This window comes from Pseudomonas sessilinigenes, assembly GCF_003850565.1.
Classification (GTDB): Bacteria; Pseudomonadota; Gammaproteobacteria; order Pseudomonadales; family Pseudomonadaceae; genus Aquipseudomonas; species Aquipseudomonas sessilinigenes.
In genome coordinates this window covers 5,170,619-5,190,633 of sequence record NZ_CP027706.1, presented here as the reverse complement: position 1 = coordinate 5,190,633, position 20,015 = coordinate 5,170,619, and the positions used below count along the sequence as shown (strand labels likewise).

General features: G+C 65.7%; 8 protein-coding genes. All 8 read right to left on the bottom strand.

Annotated elements, in window-relative coordinates:
* Nucleotides 1–18: 18 nt before the first annotated feature.
* Nucleotides 19–768, bottom strand: coding sequence for a polyketide synthase (locus C4K39_RS24170; protein WP_124346863.1), 750 nt, complete (start codon nucleotides 766–768; stop codon nucleotides 19–21).
* A gap of 1 nt (nucleotide 769) precedes the next feature.
* A complete protein-coding gene (locus C4K39_RS24165) occupies nucleotides 770–1,552 on the bottom strand; it encodes an enoyl-CoA hydratase/isomerase (protein WP_124347573.1) in 783 nt (260 codons plus the stop codon).
* 58 nt (nucleotides 1,553–1,610) lie between these two features.
* Nucleotides 1,611–15,485, bottom strand: a complete 13,875-nt coding sequence (locus C4K39_RS24160) for a GNAT family N-acetyltransferase (protein ID WP_164487316.1) — start codon at nucleotides 15,483–15,485, stop codon at nucleotides 1,611–1,613.
* A gap of 165 nt (nucleotides 15,486–15,650) precedes the next feature.
* Nucleotides 15,651–15,971 carry a hypothetical protein gene (locus C4K39_RS24155; protein ID WP_124347571.1) on the bottom strand — a complete coding sequence of 107 codons (321 nt, stop codon included), beginning with the start codon at nucleotides 15,969–15,971 and terminating at the stop codon, nucleotides 15,651–15,653.
* A gap of 103 nt (nucleotides 15,972–16,074) precedes the next feature.
* Entirely contained in the window at nucleotides 16,075–17,202 is a 1,128-nt protein-coding gene (locus C4K39_RS24150) for an acyl-CoA dehydrogenase family protein (RefSeq protein ID WP_124347570.1), read from the bottom strand.
* Nucleotides 17,199–17,654 carry an SRPBCC family protein gene (locus C4K39_RS24145; protein WP_124347569.1) on the bottom strand — a complete coding sequence of 152 codons (456 nt, stop codon included), beginning with the start codon at nucleotides 17,652–17,654 and terminating at the stop codon, nucleotides 17,199–17,201. Before C4K39_RS24145 ends, C4K39_RS24150 begins: the two co-directional genes overlap by 4 nt.
* Complete coding sequence (locus C4K39_RS24140) at nucleotides 17,651–18,937, bottom strand: aspartate aminotransferase family protein (protein ID WP_124347568.1); 1,287 nt, start codon at nucleotides 18,935–18,937, stop codon at nucleotides 17,651–17,653. Before C4K39_RS24140 ends, C4K39_RS24145 begins: the two co-directional genes overlap by 4 nt.
* Nucleotides 18,934–19,965: an SDR family oxidoreductase gene (locus tag C4K39_RS24135; RefSeq protein WP_124347567.1), complete on the bottom strand. Its 1,032-nt coding sequence runs from the start codon at nucleotides 19,963–19,965 to the stop codon at nucleotides 18,934–18,936. Before C4K39_RS24135 ends, C4K39_RS24140 begins: the two co-directional genes overlap by 4 nt.
* Between the last annotated feature and the right edge of the window lie 50 nt (nucleotides 19,966–20,015).

The following is a 20,015-nucleotide window of genomic DNA, read 5'->3' as shown; positions in this document are numbered from 1 at the left end:
GCACCGGGCAACGGCTAATCAGTTGCCGAACAGTGCCTTGATACGCTCTCGCACCTCGGGGAGATGAAAGGTTTGCTCGTGCATCTGCACCTCGCGGGCCGTGATCGCGGGCAACCGCGCGCGCAGGCCAGAGGTCAGGTGCTCCTTGAGTAGCACCAGTGAATGCCGGGGTTTCTCGGCCAATTGCGCTGCCAGTTCATGGGCGTGGGCCAGCACGTTCGCCCGTGGCAATACCGGGAACGGGATGCCGCGGCCGGCCAGCTCGTCGCCGCGATAGTTCTCGGCGGTCATCAACAGCTCCTGGGCCAGCGCCAGGCCGAGCTTTTCCTGCAGCACCAGGGTCGAGCCGAACCCCGGGGTGAAGCCATAGCGCATGAAGTTCGCCGCATATACGCTCTCGCGGCTGAGCACCGCCAGGTCGGCGAACAGGCCGAATACCAGCCCGCCACCAATCGCATGCCCCTGCATGGCCGCCACTACCGGAATCTCGCAGGTCAGCGGCAATTCGTAGATCGGATAGTCGGTGTACTGACCGCCCCCGGCGGCCAGCTCGAGTAGCATTTCCTGGGTGCCGCCGGTGCAGAAGTAGGTGTCGTAGCCGGTCAGGACCACCACCTTCCACGCCGGATTGCTGCGTACCGTCTCGAAGGTGCGGATCAGTGCCTGGGCCAGGCCAGTGGAGAATCCGTTCTTGTGGACGCGATCGGTCATGGTGACCTGCACGATCGCTGGCGTTACCTGTTCGAGCTGTACCAGATCGTCGCTCATCTCACACCTGCTCCCACGGGAACGCGCCCGTCTCGACGTAACGCACGATGTTCGAAAGGTTCTGCGGATCGCTGAACGCCTGTCGGTTGGCCGCCAGCGCGGCGTCGCGATCGAGTCGTGGGGCGCCGCACAGCGAGCCACGAAATTGCTTGTAGCGCGCCACCCCGGGCCGGGACAGGCGCCGCAAGCGCAACAGGTGCTTGCGTAGCAGGTTGTCGCCATCAGCCTCGCTGGCATCCACCAGGCCCCAGGACAGGGCCTGGTCGGCGCCTATCGCGCTGGTCATCAAGGTCATGTAGTGGGCGCGCTGCGGGCCGATTCGGCGCTCCAGGAACGGCAATACGCAGGCCGGCATCAGTCCGAACAGCAACTCCGAAAGGCTGAAGGAGGCGCTCTGGTCGGCGATCACGATATCGCTGGCGGCGACGAACCCGACGCCGCCGGCATTGACCTTGCCGCGCACGTAGGACAGCACCACGAACGGCCCGGTCGCCAGGCGCAGCCAGAGGTCATAGAGGGTGGCCGGGTCGAGCACGCTGGAACTGGCCTGGGGGTCCTTGGCCAGCTTGCGCACCAGCGCGAAGTCCATGCCGAAGCAGAACACCTGCGGTAGCCCTTCGAGCACCAGTACCGTCACGCGCTCATCCAGTCGTTCCAGCAGGTCGGCCAGCTCGGCGACCAGGCGATCGTCGATGGTGTTGTTGGCCTCGGGCCGATACAGCTGCACGAAGCAGATGTTGTCCTCGTGGCGCACACGCAGGGTGTGGTATCCGGTTTCGATCATTGCCGCCTCCACTGCGGGCTATCGCCATATCCATGGCGGGTGCGGGATGAAAATGCAGTCAAGCACAGGAATCCGTACACGGATTTTGCCTCCCGCTCTCTGGGGCTGCCTGAACATGCATGGCGATAGCCTGCTCCAAGTGATCGGGCGCATTTAGCGGCGCGGATGCTTCTACGACACCCGGCACATTCGCCTCGAGCTGAGCGGCCACCAAGGTGACGATGCCGGCCAGGGTCGGATGCTTGTAGACCGCGGTCGCACCGATGGCCAGCCCGTAGCGCCTGTTGATCTCGCGACTCCACTCCACGGCGATGATCGAATCCATGCCCATCGAGGCGAAGGGCTTGTCCGCCTGGATTCGTTCCACGTCGATGCCCAGCGCCCGAGCGAGGCTCTCGGACAGCTCACGCTCCAGCGAGTAGCGGTCAATTCCGGGTACCTGCTGGTTCTGCTGTACCGCCGGGACGGCAACCGATACCGGCTCGGCAACGGCTTGTAGCGTTGCGGGTGGCAGCTGGACGGGGACGACTGCCGAGTCTTCCGGTTCGGCAATCGTCCGCAGTGGCCGCAACTGCAGGGTGGGAACATGTTGCGCCGGCGGTGCGACCTCGGGTGCGATGCTGTCCAGGGCTTCCAGGTCTTGCTCCAGGGAGCGCAACTTGAGACGGCCGGATTTGGCATGGGTTGCCGCAGCTGGCTTGCTGGCGCTGACCTGCACCAGCGTGGCGGGCGCTGCCGAGGGTTCGGCCTGGACTGACGCCAGTTGCGCCTGAGCAGCGGCCTGCCGGTCCTCTTGCTCCTTGCCGGACGGCCAATAGCGCTCTTTCTCGAAGGGATAGGTTGGCAATGCAACCCGGCCCGGCTGCTGTCCCTGGAACAATCGCGCCCAATCCAGCTCGATCCCCTCTACATACAGTTGCGCAAGTGACAGCAGTGCACCGCGGAGCACTTCGGGATTGGCCTGCGCGCGGCAGTCCTGCAAGCACTGGTCGGCCACGGCCTGGGCCTTGGTGGAGGCTTCCTGGGTACCGTCGACGATCCCGCTGTAGCCGTCGACCAGTTTGCCAACATCCAACCAATGCGCCAGCTGCGTGCGTAGTGCATACACGTCGCTGGTGACCCAGGCCAGGCGCTGTTCGAGGTGGCGCCGGCCCAACAACAGGGTGTGGCTCATGGCACCTGGCTCGACGGACTCATACTGCAGGTGGGCGAGCAGGTTCTTTGCCTGCAGCCGTAGTTGCGCAATGGTCCTGGCCGACAGCACCACCAGATGCAGCGGGCTGGCCGATGGCCGCACCGGCCGCTCGGGCGCCTCGGCGATCACCGCATGGGCGTTGGTACCGCTGAAACCGAATGAGCTGACGGCCGCCAGCCGCTCCCCGGCCACCGGCCGGCGCCACTGTTCGGTGCGGGTGGGGACATGGAACGGACCGTGGGAAAAATCGATGTGCGGATTGGCACTGACGAAATGCGCCGACGCCGGGATCTGTCGGTGCCGCAACGCCAGCAGAACCTTGAGTACTCCGGCGATGCCGGCCGCTGTGGCCGTGTGCCCCACCGTGCTCTTGATCGAGCCAAGGGCACAAGGTGCGCCACTATGGCCACCTTGGGCGAAGGCATCGGCCAGGGCCCTGGCCTCTATCGGGTCACCCAGCACTGTCGCGGTACCGTGGGCCTCCACCAGGCCGATGTGCTCGACCTCGATACCGTGACGCCGATAGACCTCCAGTTCCAGCCGGGCCTGGGCAGTGGCATTGGGGGCCGTGATGCCGTTGCTCGCGCCATCCTGATTGACTCCCGTGCCGCGGATCACACCGTGGATCACATCGCCATCGGCCAGGGCCTGGGACAGGCGCTTGAGCACGACTGCACCGACGCCCTCCCCTGGGACGAAACCATCGGCCTTGGCATCGAAGGCATAGGCACAACCGCTGGGCGAGAGCATGCCGGCCCGCTGGGCCTGGAGATGGAACAGCTCGGTGCTTTGCACGAACACGCCGCCAGCCAAAGCCAGGTCGGCATCCCCGGTGCGCAGCCCCTGGCAGGCCTGATGCAACGCCACCAGCGAGCTGGAGCAGGCGGTATCGATCGCCACAGCCGGGCCCTGCAGGTTGAGGTGATAGGCGATGCGCGCTGGAATCACCGAACCGGAATTGCCCCAGAACGCCTGCGCCGGCGCGTCGCTCTCCAACAGCCGCTGGTAATCGCCCGCCGCGCAGCCCACATAGACCCCACAGCGCAAGCCTTCGCCGCTAGAGCCCGCATACCCGGCGTCTTCCAAGGCGCGCCAGGCTTCTTCGAGGAACAGGCGCTGCTGCGGGTCCATGACCTTGGCCTCGCGCCCGGAAATATTGAAGAACAGCGGATCGAAGCAATCGATATCGCGCAGGAAACCGCCACGCCGGCAATAAGGCGCATAGGCGGGAAAATGTCGCGACAAGTCCCAGCGCGTCACGTCTTCCAGCAGGTCCTGGCCCTGGACGAGGACCTGCCAGAGGTCGTCCAGGTTGTCGGCACTGGCGAACCGGCCGCTCATGCCGATCACCGCGATCGGCTCCGGCCGGCCCGGGTCGCTGGCAAGCTGCGGCGCAGGCTCCGGAACGACTGTCGCTTGCGGCACCCGGACCACCACCTTGCCGATGTTGCGCCGGTCAGCCAGCCAGCGGTAGGCGTCCTGCACCTCGCTGAAAGCGAAGACCCGGCTCAAGGTGGGCCGGATCACCCCAGCCTCCAGCAACCTGGTCATTTCATCGGCCAACTCTTGCAGCAGCACCGGGTTGTCCCGGGTCTGCTTGCGCAGGTCGATACTGATGAACGACTGGTTGTCGTTGAGCCGTGAGAGGTCGATGCTGCGGGCCGATTTCAATGCGGTCATCGCCAGTTCGACATAACGCCCGCCAGGAGCCAGGCAATTGAAGCCTTTCTGCAGTGCATCGTCGGCCAGGGTATTGATCACCACGTCCACGCCCTGGCCCTGGGTCAGTCGCGACACTGCTTGCTCGAAGTCCTCTTCGCGATAGTTGATCCGGTGGGCGACCCCCAGCCCGGCCAGGTAGTCGAGTTTTTCCTGGGAGCCGGCGGTGGCGTAGACCTGCGCCCCCGCATGCTGCGCCAGTTGTACGGCGATCAACCCGGTGCCGCCGGTGGCGGTCTGGATCAGTACCCGCTCGCCGGGCTTGACCTGGGCCCGGGCAAAGCTGGCGATCATGGTCAAGGCCACCACCGGCAGCGCGCAGGCTTCCTCGAACGACAGCCCCTGCGGCAAGGCGAACACCCGGTCCTGGGGGCAGGTCATGACGCTGGCGTGGGCACCCAAGGCTTCGCCAGCCAAGGCGAACACCGCATCGCCGAGCGCAACCCGCGACACCTCTCCCCCCACCTCCAGCACCACGCCGCTGGCCTCGAAACCCGGGGTGAAGGGATATGGCGGCTGGGTGGGATACAGGCCGCTGACGCACAACAGGTCGCCGAAGTTCAGGGCGAAGGCGCGTACTGCGATCCGCACTTCGTCCGGCCCCAACGGCAGCAAGGGCGCTTCGATAGGTTGCAGCTCATCGATCCGCCCCGGGCCCTCGATTCGCAATTGCCGGCACACCTGCGGCACTTGCTCCACCCCCTCGGCGAATGGCAGTACCTCGACCCGGGCAGGCTCGGCGCTGGCCGGTGCGCGCCGGCGTCTGGGCTCGGTTACGGCCACTGGCGGCACCGGCCACCTGGCTGCAGGCGCCTCGGTACGGCTGGTTTGTTGTTCCAGGGACGGGTACGTGCGCTGGATATGCTCGGCCAGCGCCTTGATCGACGGAAAATCGAACAGCGCCGTGACCGGCAGGCGCAGACCGAGCTTCTGGTTGAGCGCGTTGATCAAGGTGATGCCGGTGATCGAGTCCACACCGTAGTTGGCAAAGGCCTGGTCCTCCTGCACCCGGGCGCGGTCGAGTTTCAGCACTTCCAACAGCGCCTCGTGGATCGCCTGGCGCACCGGCATCCCGCGCTCTTGCGCCAAGTCCGTTGGCTGCGAGCTCGGCGCCGGGCTTGCTGGGCGAGTTTCCCAGGCAGCACTGTCGCCGCTCTCATGCCCTGCTTGCCGCGCCGCCTCGCCCTGGAACTCGATCACCCCATCGCTGATGCCGGTGACGATTTGCTGGCCCAGGCCATGGGCCGCTGCCGCCGGCTGGTTCAGCGAGCCATAACCCTCGAGCTCCAGTACGTGCCGCCAGGTCGATGGCGCCAATGCCGGGGTCCCGGGAACCCGCAACGCAACGTCAGTCGCCATTCGCCAACCATCGAGCAAGCCGAAGGTCAGGTGGGTGAACAGGCTGGCCCGGGTCAGTTCGTTGAGCAACAGCAGGCCATTGCCCCGCAGCAGGCTCTTGACGTGCCGCAGGGTGCGGCGGATGTCTCGCGTCGCATGCAGGACATTGGCCGCTACCACCACGTCGTAGTGCCCGGGTTCGAAGCCCTGGCTGCGTGGATCGCGCTCTATGTCCAGGTTGCCAGTACGCAGGTACGACGCCTGCTCCCCGTACTGCTCACGCCCGTGGGCCAGGAATGCCTCTGACACATCGGTGTAGCAGTACTCGTCGATCGCCTGCGCATAGGGCGCCAAGTGCAGGAACAGCCGTGAGCTGGTACCGCCGGTTCCCGCGCCGATCTCGATGATCCGCAACCGCGTTTGGGGATCAGCGGCCAAGCGCTGTGCCACATAGGCCTGCAGCTGTTCCGCCAGCACGGCGTTGAAGTAGTCGGCCAGCGGATGACCGCGATAGATACCCTCCACCCGCTCCACGCTCCCGCCCGGGAACAGCACTGCGGTGGCCGCGCACTCTGCACGCAGTACTCCGGGCAATGCCGGCAGCACGGCATCGAGCAAGCGGATCTGGTTGTGCACCACAGCCTGGTCGGGGCCTTGCAGCAGGCGCTCGCGGTCGACCTCCCATTGTCGCCAGGCGCCAGGCCAGTCCGTCGCCGCCTGCGCCTGGCCACTGGCGTCCAGCAGGCGCAGGGCATCCTCGCGCCAACCGACGTAGGCCGAAGCCAAGCCTGCAGGGCCATGCTCCCAGCCCTGATGGGCCAGCAGATTGCGTAGCAGTTGCGCCAGGCTACGCTCCAACTCGGCCAGCACCGGGGCCGCCCGCTGTGGCAGGCCGAGCGAGGAGTCGCCATTCAAGATCACCGGGGCCACCGGCGCGCTGATCTGCAACTGGCGATCGTCCGCCACTGCCCATTGGCTCGCAGCTTGCGCATGTCGGGCCTTGAAGAACGCCAGCTGTGACAGTGGGCTGGCCAGCAGGCGCTCCAGCAGCGCCATGGCCTGTGGTGCTTCGATCGAGCCGATCCCGGCCGCCTCCATTCGCTGCCGATAGCTGGCCTTGGCCACTATGCCGACACTGCCCCAATAGCCCCAGTTGACGATCTTCACCGGGTATGGCCGTTCCCTCAGGCCCAGGGCAAAGGCATCGGCGTAGCAGCAACCGGCGGCGTAGTTGGCCTGGCCCGGGGCGCGGATGAAGCTTTGCATCGATGAGAAAAACAGCATGAAATCCAGGTCTTGCCGGCCGAACACCGCATCGAGGTTCTCGCTGGTGGCCGCCTTGGCCCGTAGCGCGGCATCGAATACCCCCGGGGCCATCTGCGCCACGCCGCGATCCTCCAGCACGATGGCGGCGTGCACCACGCCATGCACCGCGCCATAACGGCGGCGAACGGTCTGCTCGGCGGCTTCCAGCGCCGCCCGGTCGTTGGCGTCCGCCCGCAGGTAGAGCGGCGTGGGGCCAAGGCTGCCCAGGCGCGTCCGTTGCGCCTCGATCGCCTCATCGGCCTCACGGCGGCCCAGCCATATCACCTGGGCCTGGTAGCGACGGATCAGGTATTCACTGAAGACCGTGCCCAGACCGCCGGCACCACCGAGGATCAGGTAGACCCCCCGTTCGCGCAGCCCGCTGTCGACGACGTCCGGCAGTACGCAGGGCACCAGGCGCTGGCGATACCATTGGCCGTCGCGCAGGGCCAGGGTTTCCCCCGGCAGTTCTGGCACATCCGGGCCAGCCTGCGCGGAAGGCCATGAGTCCTGGCCGGCGAGGTCGAGCACGCGCACCTGCCAATGACTATATTCCTTGGCCACCGAACCCATCAGCCCGTGGACACTGGCCTGTTCTGGATCGCCGGTTTCTGTGGCCAGAACAGGCAGCGCCTGGCGGGTGACCACCGTCAACGCCAGGGGCCGGCTACCGTAGTCCAGGGCCAAAAGCGCCTGGACCAGTTGCAGGCCGATTCGTGCGACCCCGGGCTGACCCTGCGGCACATGCCAGAGCAGATGGTCGAACCCGGCCCAGGCGCCCAACCAGCTGGCACAGGCTGCAGCCCCATCGGGCGTGCCCCATTGGCGAGCGATCGCCTCTGGAACTTCCAACAGGTGCTGGTCCTGGGTATCGGCGATGGTCTTCACGGCCTCTAGCGTTTGCCAACGTGGGGCCAGGGTCAGCTCTCCCGCAAGCCTTGGTTGCGCGGGCGTGCGACAGCAAAAGCCGCTCAGGCGCACCGCAACCTGGCCATCGGCGTGCGCCAGGTCGACATCGAAGCTCTGCCCTGCGCCCTGCTCCCCGCTGGCACGCTGCACCACCGCCCATGCCAAGTCCGGTAGCGGGCCCCACTGTTCGACCCGGGTCACGGCAAATGGCAGTTGCAGCGCCGGTTTGGCCAACCAGCCAGTAGCGGCCTGCAATGCGCCATCCAGCAGGGATGGCGGCAAGGTATAGCCCGGCGCCGCGCTGGCCACAGCCAGGCTCGCCAACGCTGTCAGGGGGCCGCTGCGCAGTTCCTTCAGGGCGCGAAACCCCACGCCGTACTCCAGGCCCTGTTCGGTGAAGCGCGCATAGCAGCTCGCTGCGTCCACCCGCGACTCGCATGAGGCACCTACGGCGGCCAGGTCGACCTGCGGCGCTGGTTGCCCGCTCGCGGGGCGCACCCAGCCTTGGCTATAAAGCTGTTTTTGCGCGCCGGTGCCGCTATGGATCTCATAACGGACCCCGCGCCCCGGCTCTTCGACCAGGCCGATATGCACCAGTAGCGGCTGGCTGACCACCAGCGGGCGCAACCAGGCCACCTCCTCCAGCACCATCGGCTGCCCCACTGGCAGTTCGCTGGCCAGGGCCGCCGCTGCGCGGGCCCACTCCAGTTGCACCACCCCCGGCACCACCGGTTGCCCGGCCACCCGGTGTTCGCGAACGAACCATTCTTTACCCGAGAGTCGGGTGCTGTAGCGCTGTTCGTGCAGGGTCGAACTATTGCAGTGGAGCAATGGGTGCAGGACCGCCCGCTCATCTGGCAATGAGCCGGACGCCGCCTGGGGCGTTACCCAATAGCGCTCCCGGGCGAAGGGATAGGTCGGCAGCGACAAGCGGCGCGGACGATCGGCGCCATACAAGCACGACCAGTCGATCACCACCCCTCTGACCCAGAGTTCGGCCAGCTTCTGCAGGCGCCGTTTCTCCAACAGGCTGACCAACAGCTGCTGGAACTCCTCCTCGCCGGCCAACACCGAAGCGGCGTCTTTGGCCGTCGCCACTTCGCCGCTCAGCAGGCATGCCGATGGCGTACCGCTGATGAAGTCGCCCAGCGCCTGGCGTACCTGTTCCAGCGAGGTAGCGACGAAGGCCAGCCGCTGCCCCAGGGCCGCGCGGCCGGTTTGCAGGCTGTAGGACAGGGCCGCCAGGTCGAGTCGTGGTTGCTGCTCGATGAATTGCAACAGTGCCTTGGCGTATTCCTGCAAACGGTCAGCGCGTTGCGCGGACAGCACCAGCAGCGCCGGGGCACCCGCCTCGGCGGCCGGCGGTACGACAGCCGGCTGGTAGGCATCGATCACCACGTGGGCATTGGTCCCGCTGATGCCGAAGGCGCTGACCGCCGCGCGCAGCGGCTGGCCAGCGGCGACTAGCCAGCCCTGGTGGTGGGTATTGACGAAGAACGGCGAGCGGGCGAAATCAAAATGCTCGTTCGGCGTGGCGAAGTGCAGAGTCGGTGCCAGTTCACGGTGGCGCATCTGCAGCAGTACCTTGTGCACCCCGGCGACCCCGGCTGCTGCCGTGGTATGGCCGATGTTGCTCTTGACCGAACCCAGGCCGCAGAAATTGCGCTGCTCGGTCCGCTCACGGAACACCGTATCCAGGGCTGTCAGCTCGATCGGGTCGCCCAGCTTGGTTCCCGTACCGTGCAACTCGACATAGGAGATGCTCCGCGGATCGATGCCGTGGCGGGCGTACACCTCGCGCTCCAGGGCGATCTGGCTGCTGGCGCTGGGCGCAGTGATGCCGTTGGTTTTGCCATCCTGGTTGATGCCCGACGCAACGATCACTCCGTGAATACGATCGCCATCGCGCTCGGCATCGGCCAGGCGCTTGAGTACCAGGGCGCCGACGCCCTCGCCGGGCACGATGCCATCGGCGGCGTTGTCCAGGGTCCGGCATTTGCCCGTGGGCGAGAGCATGCCGGCCTGGCACATGCTCATGTATATCTCGGGCGACAGGTACAGGGTGGCGCCGCCCACCAGGGCCACATCCACTTCGCCGCTGCGCAGCGCCTGGCAGGCCAGGTGCGTGGCCACCAGGGACGACGAGCAAGCGGTGTCCACCAGCAGCGCCGGCCCCTTGAGATTAAGGAAATAGGCCAGGCGCGCGGCGGCTATCGCCTCGCTCCTGCCGGTGATTTCCGCCGCGCCGCGCTGCTGTTGGGCCAGCCAGCCGTATTCACTGGGGCCCATGATGCCCAGGTACACCCCGCAGCGGGCATCGCTCAATTTCTGCGGCGGATACCCCGCGTCCTCGAAGGCCTTGTAGCCCTCCTCCAGGAACAGGCGCTGCTGAGGGTCGATCCATTCCGCCTCTGCCGGCGAGATATTGAAGAACAACGGATCGAAACAGTCGATGTCATCCAGCCGGCCCAGCCACTTGCTGTAGGTCTTGCCCGGCTTGCCGGCCTCGGGATCGTAGTAGTCGTCGATGCTCCAGCGCGCTGGCGGGATCTCCTCGACGCAGTCGCGACCGGCCACCAGGTTGTCCCAGTAGGCATCCAGCGTCGGTGCTCCCGGATAGCGCCCGGACATGCCGATGATGGCGATACCTTCGCTGGCCGTTGCGCTCCCGGCCGCACCAGGTGCAGGCGCGGCTGGTATTTGCGCCATCTCTGGTTGTGCAGGCGGTTCTGGGCTGGCCGCAGCCCTGGCGACAGTCGGCTGCGGGGCAAGCGAAGCCGATGGCCCTTGAACCTGGATCGGCGCCTTGGGCTGCAAGGCCTGCTCGACCAGGGCGGCCATGCGCCTGACGCTGGAATGCTCATAAACCACCGGTGCGTTCAGCGCCAGGCCATAGCGCCGGTTGAGATCACGGACCCATTCGACACCGATCACCGAATCCAGGCCCAGGTCGACGAACAAATGATCCAGGCCGATCTCGCCAGGATCGAGGAACAGCGCGGCGGCGAGGCTGGTGGTCAGCTCGCGCTCAAGTAGCGCGCGCCGCTCGGCCTGCACATGGGGGGCAAGCTCCGGGGCACGGGCCGCTGCGACCGGTTGGGCGGCCATGGGCGAGTCTTGCGCGGCTACCGGCTCTGCCTGCTCCTGCGCCGCCGGGGGCTCGATGGCTGGTCCATCCTCCAGGGCGCGCAACTGCAACTTGCGCGGCTTGCCGTCATCGAGCCCGGACTGGGACGAGCCGCCCGCGAAGGCGGTGGTTGGCGACTGTGGGGGTTGACGCTCCATAGTGATGCTCCCTGTTGTGCTTCCATGCAATACCGAGCAGAGCTGGCGGGCGAACGGATAGGTCGGCAAGTCGATCCGGCGTGGCAACGGTGTTGTGTAGAGTTGCGTCCAGTCCACGACGGCTCCCTGGACCCAGCGTTGCGCCAGGACTTGCAGCCGATCCTGGGCTACGTTGGCCGGGGCATCGGCAGGCGGCGGGTGATCCTGGGAGGCTTCGCCCAGCCACAGCTCGCCAGCCTCGACCCCGGGCTGGCCCAGCCCTGCCAGTTTGCTGGCCAGATCCGGCAATGAACGGGCCAGCAACGCCAGACGATGGGCCATGGCCTCACGCCCAACCTGTAGGGTGTAGGCGATATCGCGCAACTGCGCTGGGGCAAAGCGGCCATCCGCCACCACCGCGCGCAAGCGTTCGGCGCTGGCCAGCAGGCGGTCCCGGGTCCGCGCCGAAAGCAGGATCAGCACTGGCTCAGCAATATTCGCTACAGCAGGTGGCGGTGGTTCACAGGCTTCCAGCAGCACATGGGCGTTGGTGCCGCTGAAACCGAAGCTGCTGACGCCGGCAATCCGCCGGCCGGCGAACCACGGGCGAGGCCGATCGACCACCTGCACCGGCAGGTTGGCCCAGTCCACCTGCGGGTTGGGTGAGCGAAAGTGCAGTTGCCCGGGGATCTGCCCCTTGCCCATGGCAAGAATGACCTTGATCAGCCCCGCCACGCCGGCGGCGGCCTCCAGGTGCCCGAGCTGGGCCTTGACCGAGCCGAGCAGCAGCGGACGCTGCGCTTGCCGGCCAGCTCCCAATGCCTGGGCGGCGGCCTGCACCTCGATCGGGTCGCCCAAGCGAGTGCCGGTGCCGTGGGCTTCCAGGTACTGCACCTGGTGCGGGGCCAGGCCGGCCTGGGCCAGCGCGGCTTCGATGACCCCACGCTGGGCCGACTGGTTCGGCACGGTCAGCCCGGCACTGGCGCCATCGTGATTGATCGCACTGCCTCGGATGACCGCCCATATCGGGTCGCCGGCAGCCAGGGCGTCGGCATGACGCTTGAGCACCAGGAGCCCGCAGCCTTCGCCCCGGACATAGCCATCGGCGGCCTCATCGAAGGTGCTGCAACTGCCCCGCGGCGAGAGCATGCCGGCAGCGCGGAAGGCCTCGGACTCCGCCTGATCCAGCAGCAGGTTCACGCCACCGGCCAGGGCCACCTCGCACTTGCCGCCCAGCAGGCTTTCACAGGCCAGGTGGACCGCCACCAGTGATGAACTGCAAGCGGTGTCCACCGACAGCGCCGGCCCATGCCAGTCGAAGAAATACGCCAGACGCCCGGCCGCGACCGAAGCCGCATTGCCGGTGGTGAAGGCCGGCCTGGACTCGTGCCCCTGCCCCGTTTGCCGCAAGAGCAAGTCATAGCCATGCCCCATCAGGCCGACGAACACCCCGGTACTGGAACCACGCAAACTGCTTGGCGCGATCGCCGCCTGCTCCAGTGCCTCCCAGGCGGTTTCCAGCAACAGCCGCTGCCGGGGATCGAGCAGCTGCGCTTCCCTGGGGGAAATACGAAAGAAACGTGGGTCGAACTCCTGCGCGCCCTCGATGAAACCACCGCGCTCCAGCTCGTCGTCCGGGCCATCCCGCTGACCAACCGCATCGATGCCCTGTTGCAACAGGCTCCAGAAACGCTCCGGTGAAGAGGCGCCGCCAGGAAAGCGACAGCCCACACCGACGATGGCGATGCCCCCGGGGTCGGGAGCACAAGGCGCCGGCTCGGCTACCGGCGCAGGCGCGTGCCTGGTTCGCTCGTGGGCCGGGGCACTGTGGTTTTGCAGATAGGCGATGATCGCCGCCGGGGTCCCGTGCTGGAAAAAGAACGTGGCCGGCAGCGGGCTGGCCAGGCGCTCCGCCAGGCGATGGCGCAAATCGAGCATCTGCAACGAAGTCAGGCCCATTTCCATCAATGGCACGTGCTCGCCGTAGGCCTCGGCCCGGGCTTCGCCCAACACCCCCAGCAGCAATTGGCCTACCACCTGCGGCCACTGTCCGGACGGGACGGCCAGTGATGGCGCTGCCGTTGTCTTGAGTGGCGGGGGCATGTTCCGCACATCGGGGTATTCCACCAGGACCCCGGCGTCGCGGTTGACCGCATCGCCGGGCCGATAGCCCTCCAGTACCTCGCGCACCTGCGCGCCATGACTTTCGTGAAACCACAACATGGGTTCGAGCAAGCGCCCGGAAACCTCGTCCCTGCGGCGGATGTAGTCCTTGAGCGACAAGGCGTCAGCTCGGCGGGCGTCATAGTGATGACAGCGCGTCACCCCGACCACGTTGCGCACTGCGTCGAGGCTGGCCAGGTATACCAGCGTGAAATCGATCAGCTCATCGGCCAGCCCCTCGCCCTGGTGTTCCGGGTGCACGCAAATACCCAGCAGCTGTGCGACGGGGCCGGCCGGATCATGCAAAGCCTCGACCTGAAAGCAATCGCTGTGGCGTAGCTGCTCGACCGCCGCCAAGCGCTGGGAATAGATCGCCGCCACTAGCTGCCCCTGGTACTCGAGCACCAGTTGGCCTTGGGGGTAGAGCTCCAACCGGCGCTGCAACACCGCTTCGGTAGCCCCCAGCCCGCTGGGCCAGCAGGCCAGCTCCAGTTCTCGCAGCCGTGGCAAGTCCCTGGGTAATGGGTGGTGGATACGGTAATGCCGTGGCAACAGACGATTCAGGCTGGCCTGGGTGAACAACTCGCCACGGGGCAAGCCCTGGGCCACGGCCCGATCCGGAAACAATCCGGCTTGCGCCGCGGCCAGCAGGAACACCGGGGCCTCGAACAGCTGGTGCCCGGCAAAACCGTGGCTGGCGTCCAGATGCAGCGCCCCGCTGCGCCGGGCATGCTGTTGCGCGCTACCAGGGTGCAGGCAATGGGCGGCCAGCAGTATCAGGCCGTGGTGTGTGGTGATTTCCTGCCAGCGGGCCAGATGTTCGACCAGGCCCTGCAAGGCTGCCGCCGGTTCGATGCAGGCTCCATGCCGATCCACATGAACACTGCTTGGGCGCGCATGGCGCTGGTCGTCGATGCCCCGGGTCGAGACTGGCGGCTGCCAGGCCCGCCGATGTTCCTGGAAGGCATGGATATAGAGGATGTTCTCCAGGTCGCGGATACCGTTGGCGCCCAGGCTGGCAAGCAGCCCCTGGGGATCGCCGACGTCACCGGTCAATAACAGGTGCGGCAGGCCTTCCAGGGTTTGCTGCCCCCGGGCGTGCTGCTTGCTGCTGGCCGTGACGCCGATCAGCCGCAGCGGGTAGCGCTCGAGGTGCTGGCCACGCCGACTGTGATTGGCGATGGCCAGGTACAGGCGACGCAGCAACGCCCCTTCGGAGCAGCCCACCTCGACGAGATAACCTGGTTGTTGCTCCAGCGGCTGTTGGTCGAATCGAGCGACGACGGCAGCCTCGAACGCAGCGAGATACTCGGTCGGCCAAGAACCTGCATCTTCCTCCTTGGGTTCCTGGATCGAGCTGGCATCGCCGAACAGCAGTACCTGCAATTGGCCCGGCAGCGGTTGCCAGGCCAGGCTCGCGCGCAACTGCGCAGTGCCTTCCAGCAGTGCACGGCCGGCATCGTTCAGGCAAAAACCGTTGCCTTGCCAATATCCCCAGGTACGTTGCTCGAAGTATCGGCGCAGCGCCTCCAGCACCGCACTGGACAGCCCTGTGGCCGGCCCTCCGGTGCTAGCCCCCTGCTCTTGCAAGACCTGCGCGCCGCCGGCCTGTTCCAGCGCCATCACTAACGGTGCCAGCAGTGCCCCGTCCAGGCAGGTCGCCATCGGCTCGGGAGCATTTTCCCAGCCACCAGCGGAACGCTCGAGCCAGGAGCGCAGTTCGTGGCCGGCAGGCTCGCCCAGCAACTGCGGCAGCGACAGGCGAATCAGCGCGCCGGCGCAGGCCGGGATGCGAATGCTCATCCCTGGCGTCAGCCCGTAGTGATCGTTGGCCAGCTGCACCACGCATCCCAGCTCCAGCAACAGACGCAAGGCCACCCGCAACTGGCCCTCGTTGGCGGCGCAGGCCCGGGCCAAGCTGCGGGCGCTGATGCCGTCGGGCGCGCTTTCCAGGGCGCGCAGCACGCCATGTTGGTCAAGGACCTCGAGCACCGGCAGCGCTAGCCAACCATCGGCGAGGCGATTGAGTAGATCGGTCACGACATACCTCCAGCGGTATCCGCAGCAGCTAGTGGCCAGCGTCTTGGCGGCATGGGGGTTCATGCAGGGACGTGAGGGCATTGGCCCCGGTACAGGCCAGGTCTTGAGGTGTGCTCAGGAACTGGAATGCTCGACGCGCGAACGCATGGCACTTCCCCGGATGGATCATTCGCCGGTCCGGTCCACCAGATGGCGGGCCTCGAAGACGGTCATGCCGAGCATGCGAAAGTACGCACGCCAGAACTCCACTGCTTCCTGCGCGGCACTCACGTCCTGCACACATTCGATTTCGAAGACATCGCCGCTGGCCAGTTGTGTCCGGGCAGGCCAGCGGGCCAGCGCGGGATCGCTGGAGCAACGGATGAAATCCAGGAGTCGGGGTTCGCATGCGCCGGGGTCGTCGACCGCGTAGTCGACGAACAAGCGGCTGTCGGGTTCATGGCAGACGCCGAAGATGTGGTAGGAGCCATCATTGGCATGGTGCATATCCTGTCCTCCTGACAAAAATTGCCTTTCTCGCGTTTCGCGTGACCGCGCGGCATGCGACATTTCTACGTTGGCCCCCCTGCGTTGGCCGAGGGCGGTCACTTCAGGTGAGGTTGAAGGCCCCGCCGCGCAGGTACGCGTCCAAGGCGGTACGCATGGCGATCCGGGCCGGTGGGTGAAAACACAGGCCACGGGCTGATAGCAGCCTGATCGAGGCGTCGCCCGAGGCGATGAAACGCATCCCACCAAGCGCCTCGTGAGCCCGGTCCGAAACCCGTGCCAATGAACGTTCCAGGCCATAGCGAACCAACAGCAGGCGTGCCAGCAAGTCCCCGGCCAGTGCACCATCGGCATCCAGCTCGCGCGCGAGACCCTGCAACGCCGCAAGCCCGAGTTGCAGCTCGCACCCCAGATCGACCCGATCGGCTTCGCTCCAGCGTGCGCCATCGACCACTTGCTCCACCAAGCCTGCACAGATGCCCAGGTAGGCGGCACTGATCAACAGCTCGAACCACACGAAGCCGGCCAACTGTAGGGGTTCAAGAATTTCGCGTGGACCGGCGCAGACGCTCAGCCGATTAGGAACAAAAACCCGATCCAGCCGTAGTTCGTCGCTTTGCGCGCCGGCCAGCGCTGGATTGCTCCAGTAGGCATGGAGACTGATGCCTGGAGTGTTGGCGGGGATCAGCGCGATCATCAACTCATCACCCGTCTGCGTTTCGCGCAGGTAGCTAGCGGTGAGAAGGTCCATCGACGTCGCCAGACTGCAGGGTTTCTTGCACCCGGTCAGGTAAACGCCGCCGTCCGCGGACTCGGCCTGCATGCCCGAATCGAGGATGCCCCGGCCTGGCACGCCTTCGGCGAATCCGGAAGCGAGCAATAATCGCTGTTCGGCGATTGCCCGCAACAACAGGCCTTGGGTCGCATCGCCAGCGGCTGCCAGCACCAGGCTCGCCACCGAGAACTGATGCATGGTGCTCGCCACTGCCAGCGAGGGCGCCCGCGCGCCGAGTGCGCATTGCACGTGGACGGCGTCGAGTGCCGACGCACCGAGGCCACCTGCACTGGCCGGAATCAGCAAGGCCACTGGACCACGGGCCTTGAATGCCGGGATCGCCGGACTCGCGCGCGATTCGCGGCTAGTGAACGGAATATCAGCAAGTTCAGCGTCGAACCCGGGGGCATGTCGCTCAAGCAGTGCGCGCGGTGTCTCCAGAAACGCGAAATTCATGGTGCCCTGCCCGCTTCGGTGCGCCGAACGAAGAACAGGCCGTGGATGATCGAGCGAATATTTTCCTCGATAGCTTGCTGTGCGATTGGATCGAGCATGTCCGCCAGCATTGGGATTCCCAGGTCGAATTGGGCTTCAAATATCAGCAGGCTGCCGTGGTTCTTCGGACAAACCTGCCAGCAACCTGAAAAATGCTCGATGTCGCCCTCGAACTGCTCGAATTGGATCCGCCGCTGTTCGGGATCGAAACGGTCGCGCTCCTGCCACTTGAGAATGCCGTTCTGGAAGTTGACCTCCCAGGCAGACAGCGCCTGGTGATCGTCCAGGGGTTGTACCTGGACGGCCCGTACTGATTGGCAATATTCAGGATAAGCGCTGAAATCGTGCAACGCAGTGAACACCGCGTCCGCTTCGCAGTCGGGTAGGTGGGTGTGGATCAGGACTTTTCTCATGACGGCTCTCCATGCGTATCAGGTAACGGTTCGCCGAAAATAGCTAACAACGCCTCATCGAAGACCCGGATCAAGTCAGCGACCTGCCTTGCCGTCAGCGTCGCCGGTGGCGTCAGCCGAACCACTCGGTGATCGTTCATCGAGTGGCAGACAATCACGTGTCGCTCAAGCATCGCCATTGCAAGACGGCCTGCGTCGGCCGCGTCGTGGCAGGCAATCCCCAACAGCAGCCCGGCAGCGCGCAACGTCACCCGCGATTCGAGCTGGCGCCGGACGATTGCATGGCGCAACCCCTCGGCCAGTTGCTCGCCCAGGCTGCTCACTTGCGCCACGATCGCTTCGTCATCCATTGCCTGCAGGGTGGCGCGAACGGCGGCCATCGCCAGCGGATTGCCGGCGAAAGTGGAGCTGTGGATGAACGGATGCTGGTTGAATGGCTGGTAGATCGCCTCGGTCGTGACCATCGCCCCCACCGGCACACAGCCGCCCGACAGCCCCTTGCCGATCAGCAGCATGTCAGGCACCACCCCTTCCCGGTCGCAGGCCCACCAGGTGCCGGTGCGTCCCATCCCGCATTGGATTTCGTCGAAGATAAGCAGTGCAGCGTGACGGTCGCAGGCCTCGCGGACCTGGCGTAGGTAACCAGTGTTCGGAATCAGAACGCCGCCTTCGGCCTGGATGGGCTCGAGAATCACTAAAGCCCGGCCAGTCGCCTGTGCTAGCGTCGCCTCGAGAGCCTCGGCATCGTCGAAGGGTATGAAGTGTGTTGTGCCCAACCGCGCCGCGAAGGGTTGGGTATAGAGCTCGCGTCCGGTCATCGCCAGCGCGCCGAGCGTTTTGCCATGGTAACCGCCCGACATCGAGACGAACGTCTGGCAGCCATTGAGTTGTGCAAGTTTGAGCGCTGCCTCGGTGGCCTCCGCGCCGGAATTGCAGAAGAACACATACTGCAAGTTCCCAGGGCAGTGGGCGGCCAGTTCGGCTGCCGCGCAGGCCTGTTCGCCATTGACCAGCAACCGTGTCGACAGCGCGAGCCGTTGCAACTGTTCGGTCACCGCCTTAATCACTGTCGGATGTCCGTGACCGAGCAGGAATACCCCATAGCCTCCTGCATCCAGGTAGTCCTGGCCCCCATGGTCCCACACCTTCGCACCCTGCGCCGATCGCTCGATCGGCAGGTTCATCAGCGAAGCGAGCCGGGCCTGCCCCGCATTCACGTGGCGACGATACAGGGCCAGGATCCGCTCACGGTGTTCGACCGGCGTTGTCTGAGTGACGCTCATGCTTGCACCTCGAGACTCCGGCCCCGCGCCATCTCCAGCGAGATCGACATCAGGGTATTGCGCAGTTCGGCGATCGGCGCGCGTTCTTCCAGGTCCTCCGGGGACAGCAGGCTTTCAAGGGACTGGGGTAACGGCGTGCGCAGACTAGCGTAGCGGGTCATGCGAAAGGCACGCAGTAGCCGCGTGCGCAACCGTACCGGTAGCGTCGGCAGGAATACCGGTTTGATCAAGCGCTCGAAACAGTCCGGCGCTACGCAGCGTGGGCGATCGAACACCAACGAGTTTTGCGCAGAGACGTCATCCGCGGTATCGAGCAGCATCCGCATCGTGGGTGAAGCGGCACCACTGGTAAGGAAATACTCGCCGCCGACCCGCTCCTGCTCCATCGCCCGTGCGATGGCCCGGGCGGCCACATCCCGTGCGATCACATCAACATAGGCAGACTGCGGGCAAGGAACCAGCGGCATCAGTCCGCTCATGAGCAACGCCAGCAAACGATGCATGCCTTGGGGCTCGGAAATTCGCCCGGTACTGGCATCGCCGATCAGGATCGACGGCAGGAAGATCGAAGCAGGCAGACCTGATTCTCGCACCAATTGTTGGGCGCGAATCTTCTCCGTTTCGTAGACGGTTGCACCTGCCACACCCTCGAAGTAGTCGCATGGAGACGCAAACGCAGTGCTGATGTAGTACAGCGGTACCTGGGCGCGTTCGGCGAGTTCAAGGATGTGGCGGGTGCCAATGTAATTAACCCGATGGATCTGTTCGGCCTTGCCATCCAGGCGAGTGATCGCCGCAGAATGGATGATCCAGTCGATTCGTTTCGCCAGATGCTCGAACTCGTCGCGCCCCAGACCGAGCCTGGGCTGGCCGATGTCACCGACGAGGGTCTCGAGCCGCTCCCAGCGCGGCACGCGTCGATGAGTCAGGCAGACAAGGTGGTAGTGATCCTTTAGACAGTCAGTCAGGGCCTCGCCGAGAACTCCCGCGACACCCGTTATCAAGACGACCTTCCTAGCATGGGCCATCGAGTCTCCTCCAATCCTTTGGACGTCCTCACAATTAGCCAGTGTAGGCA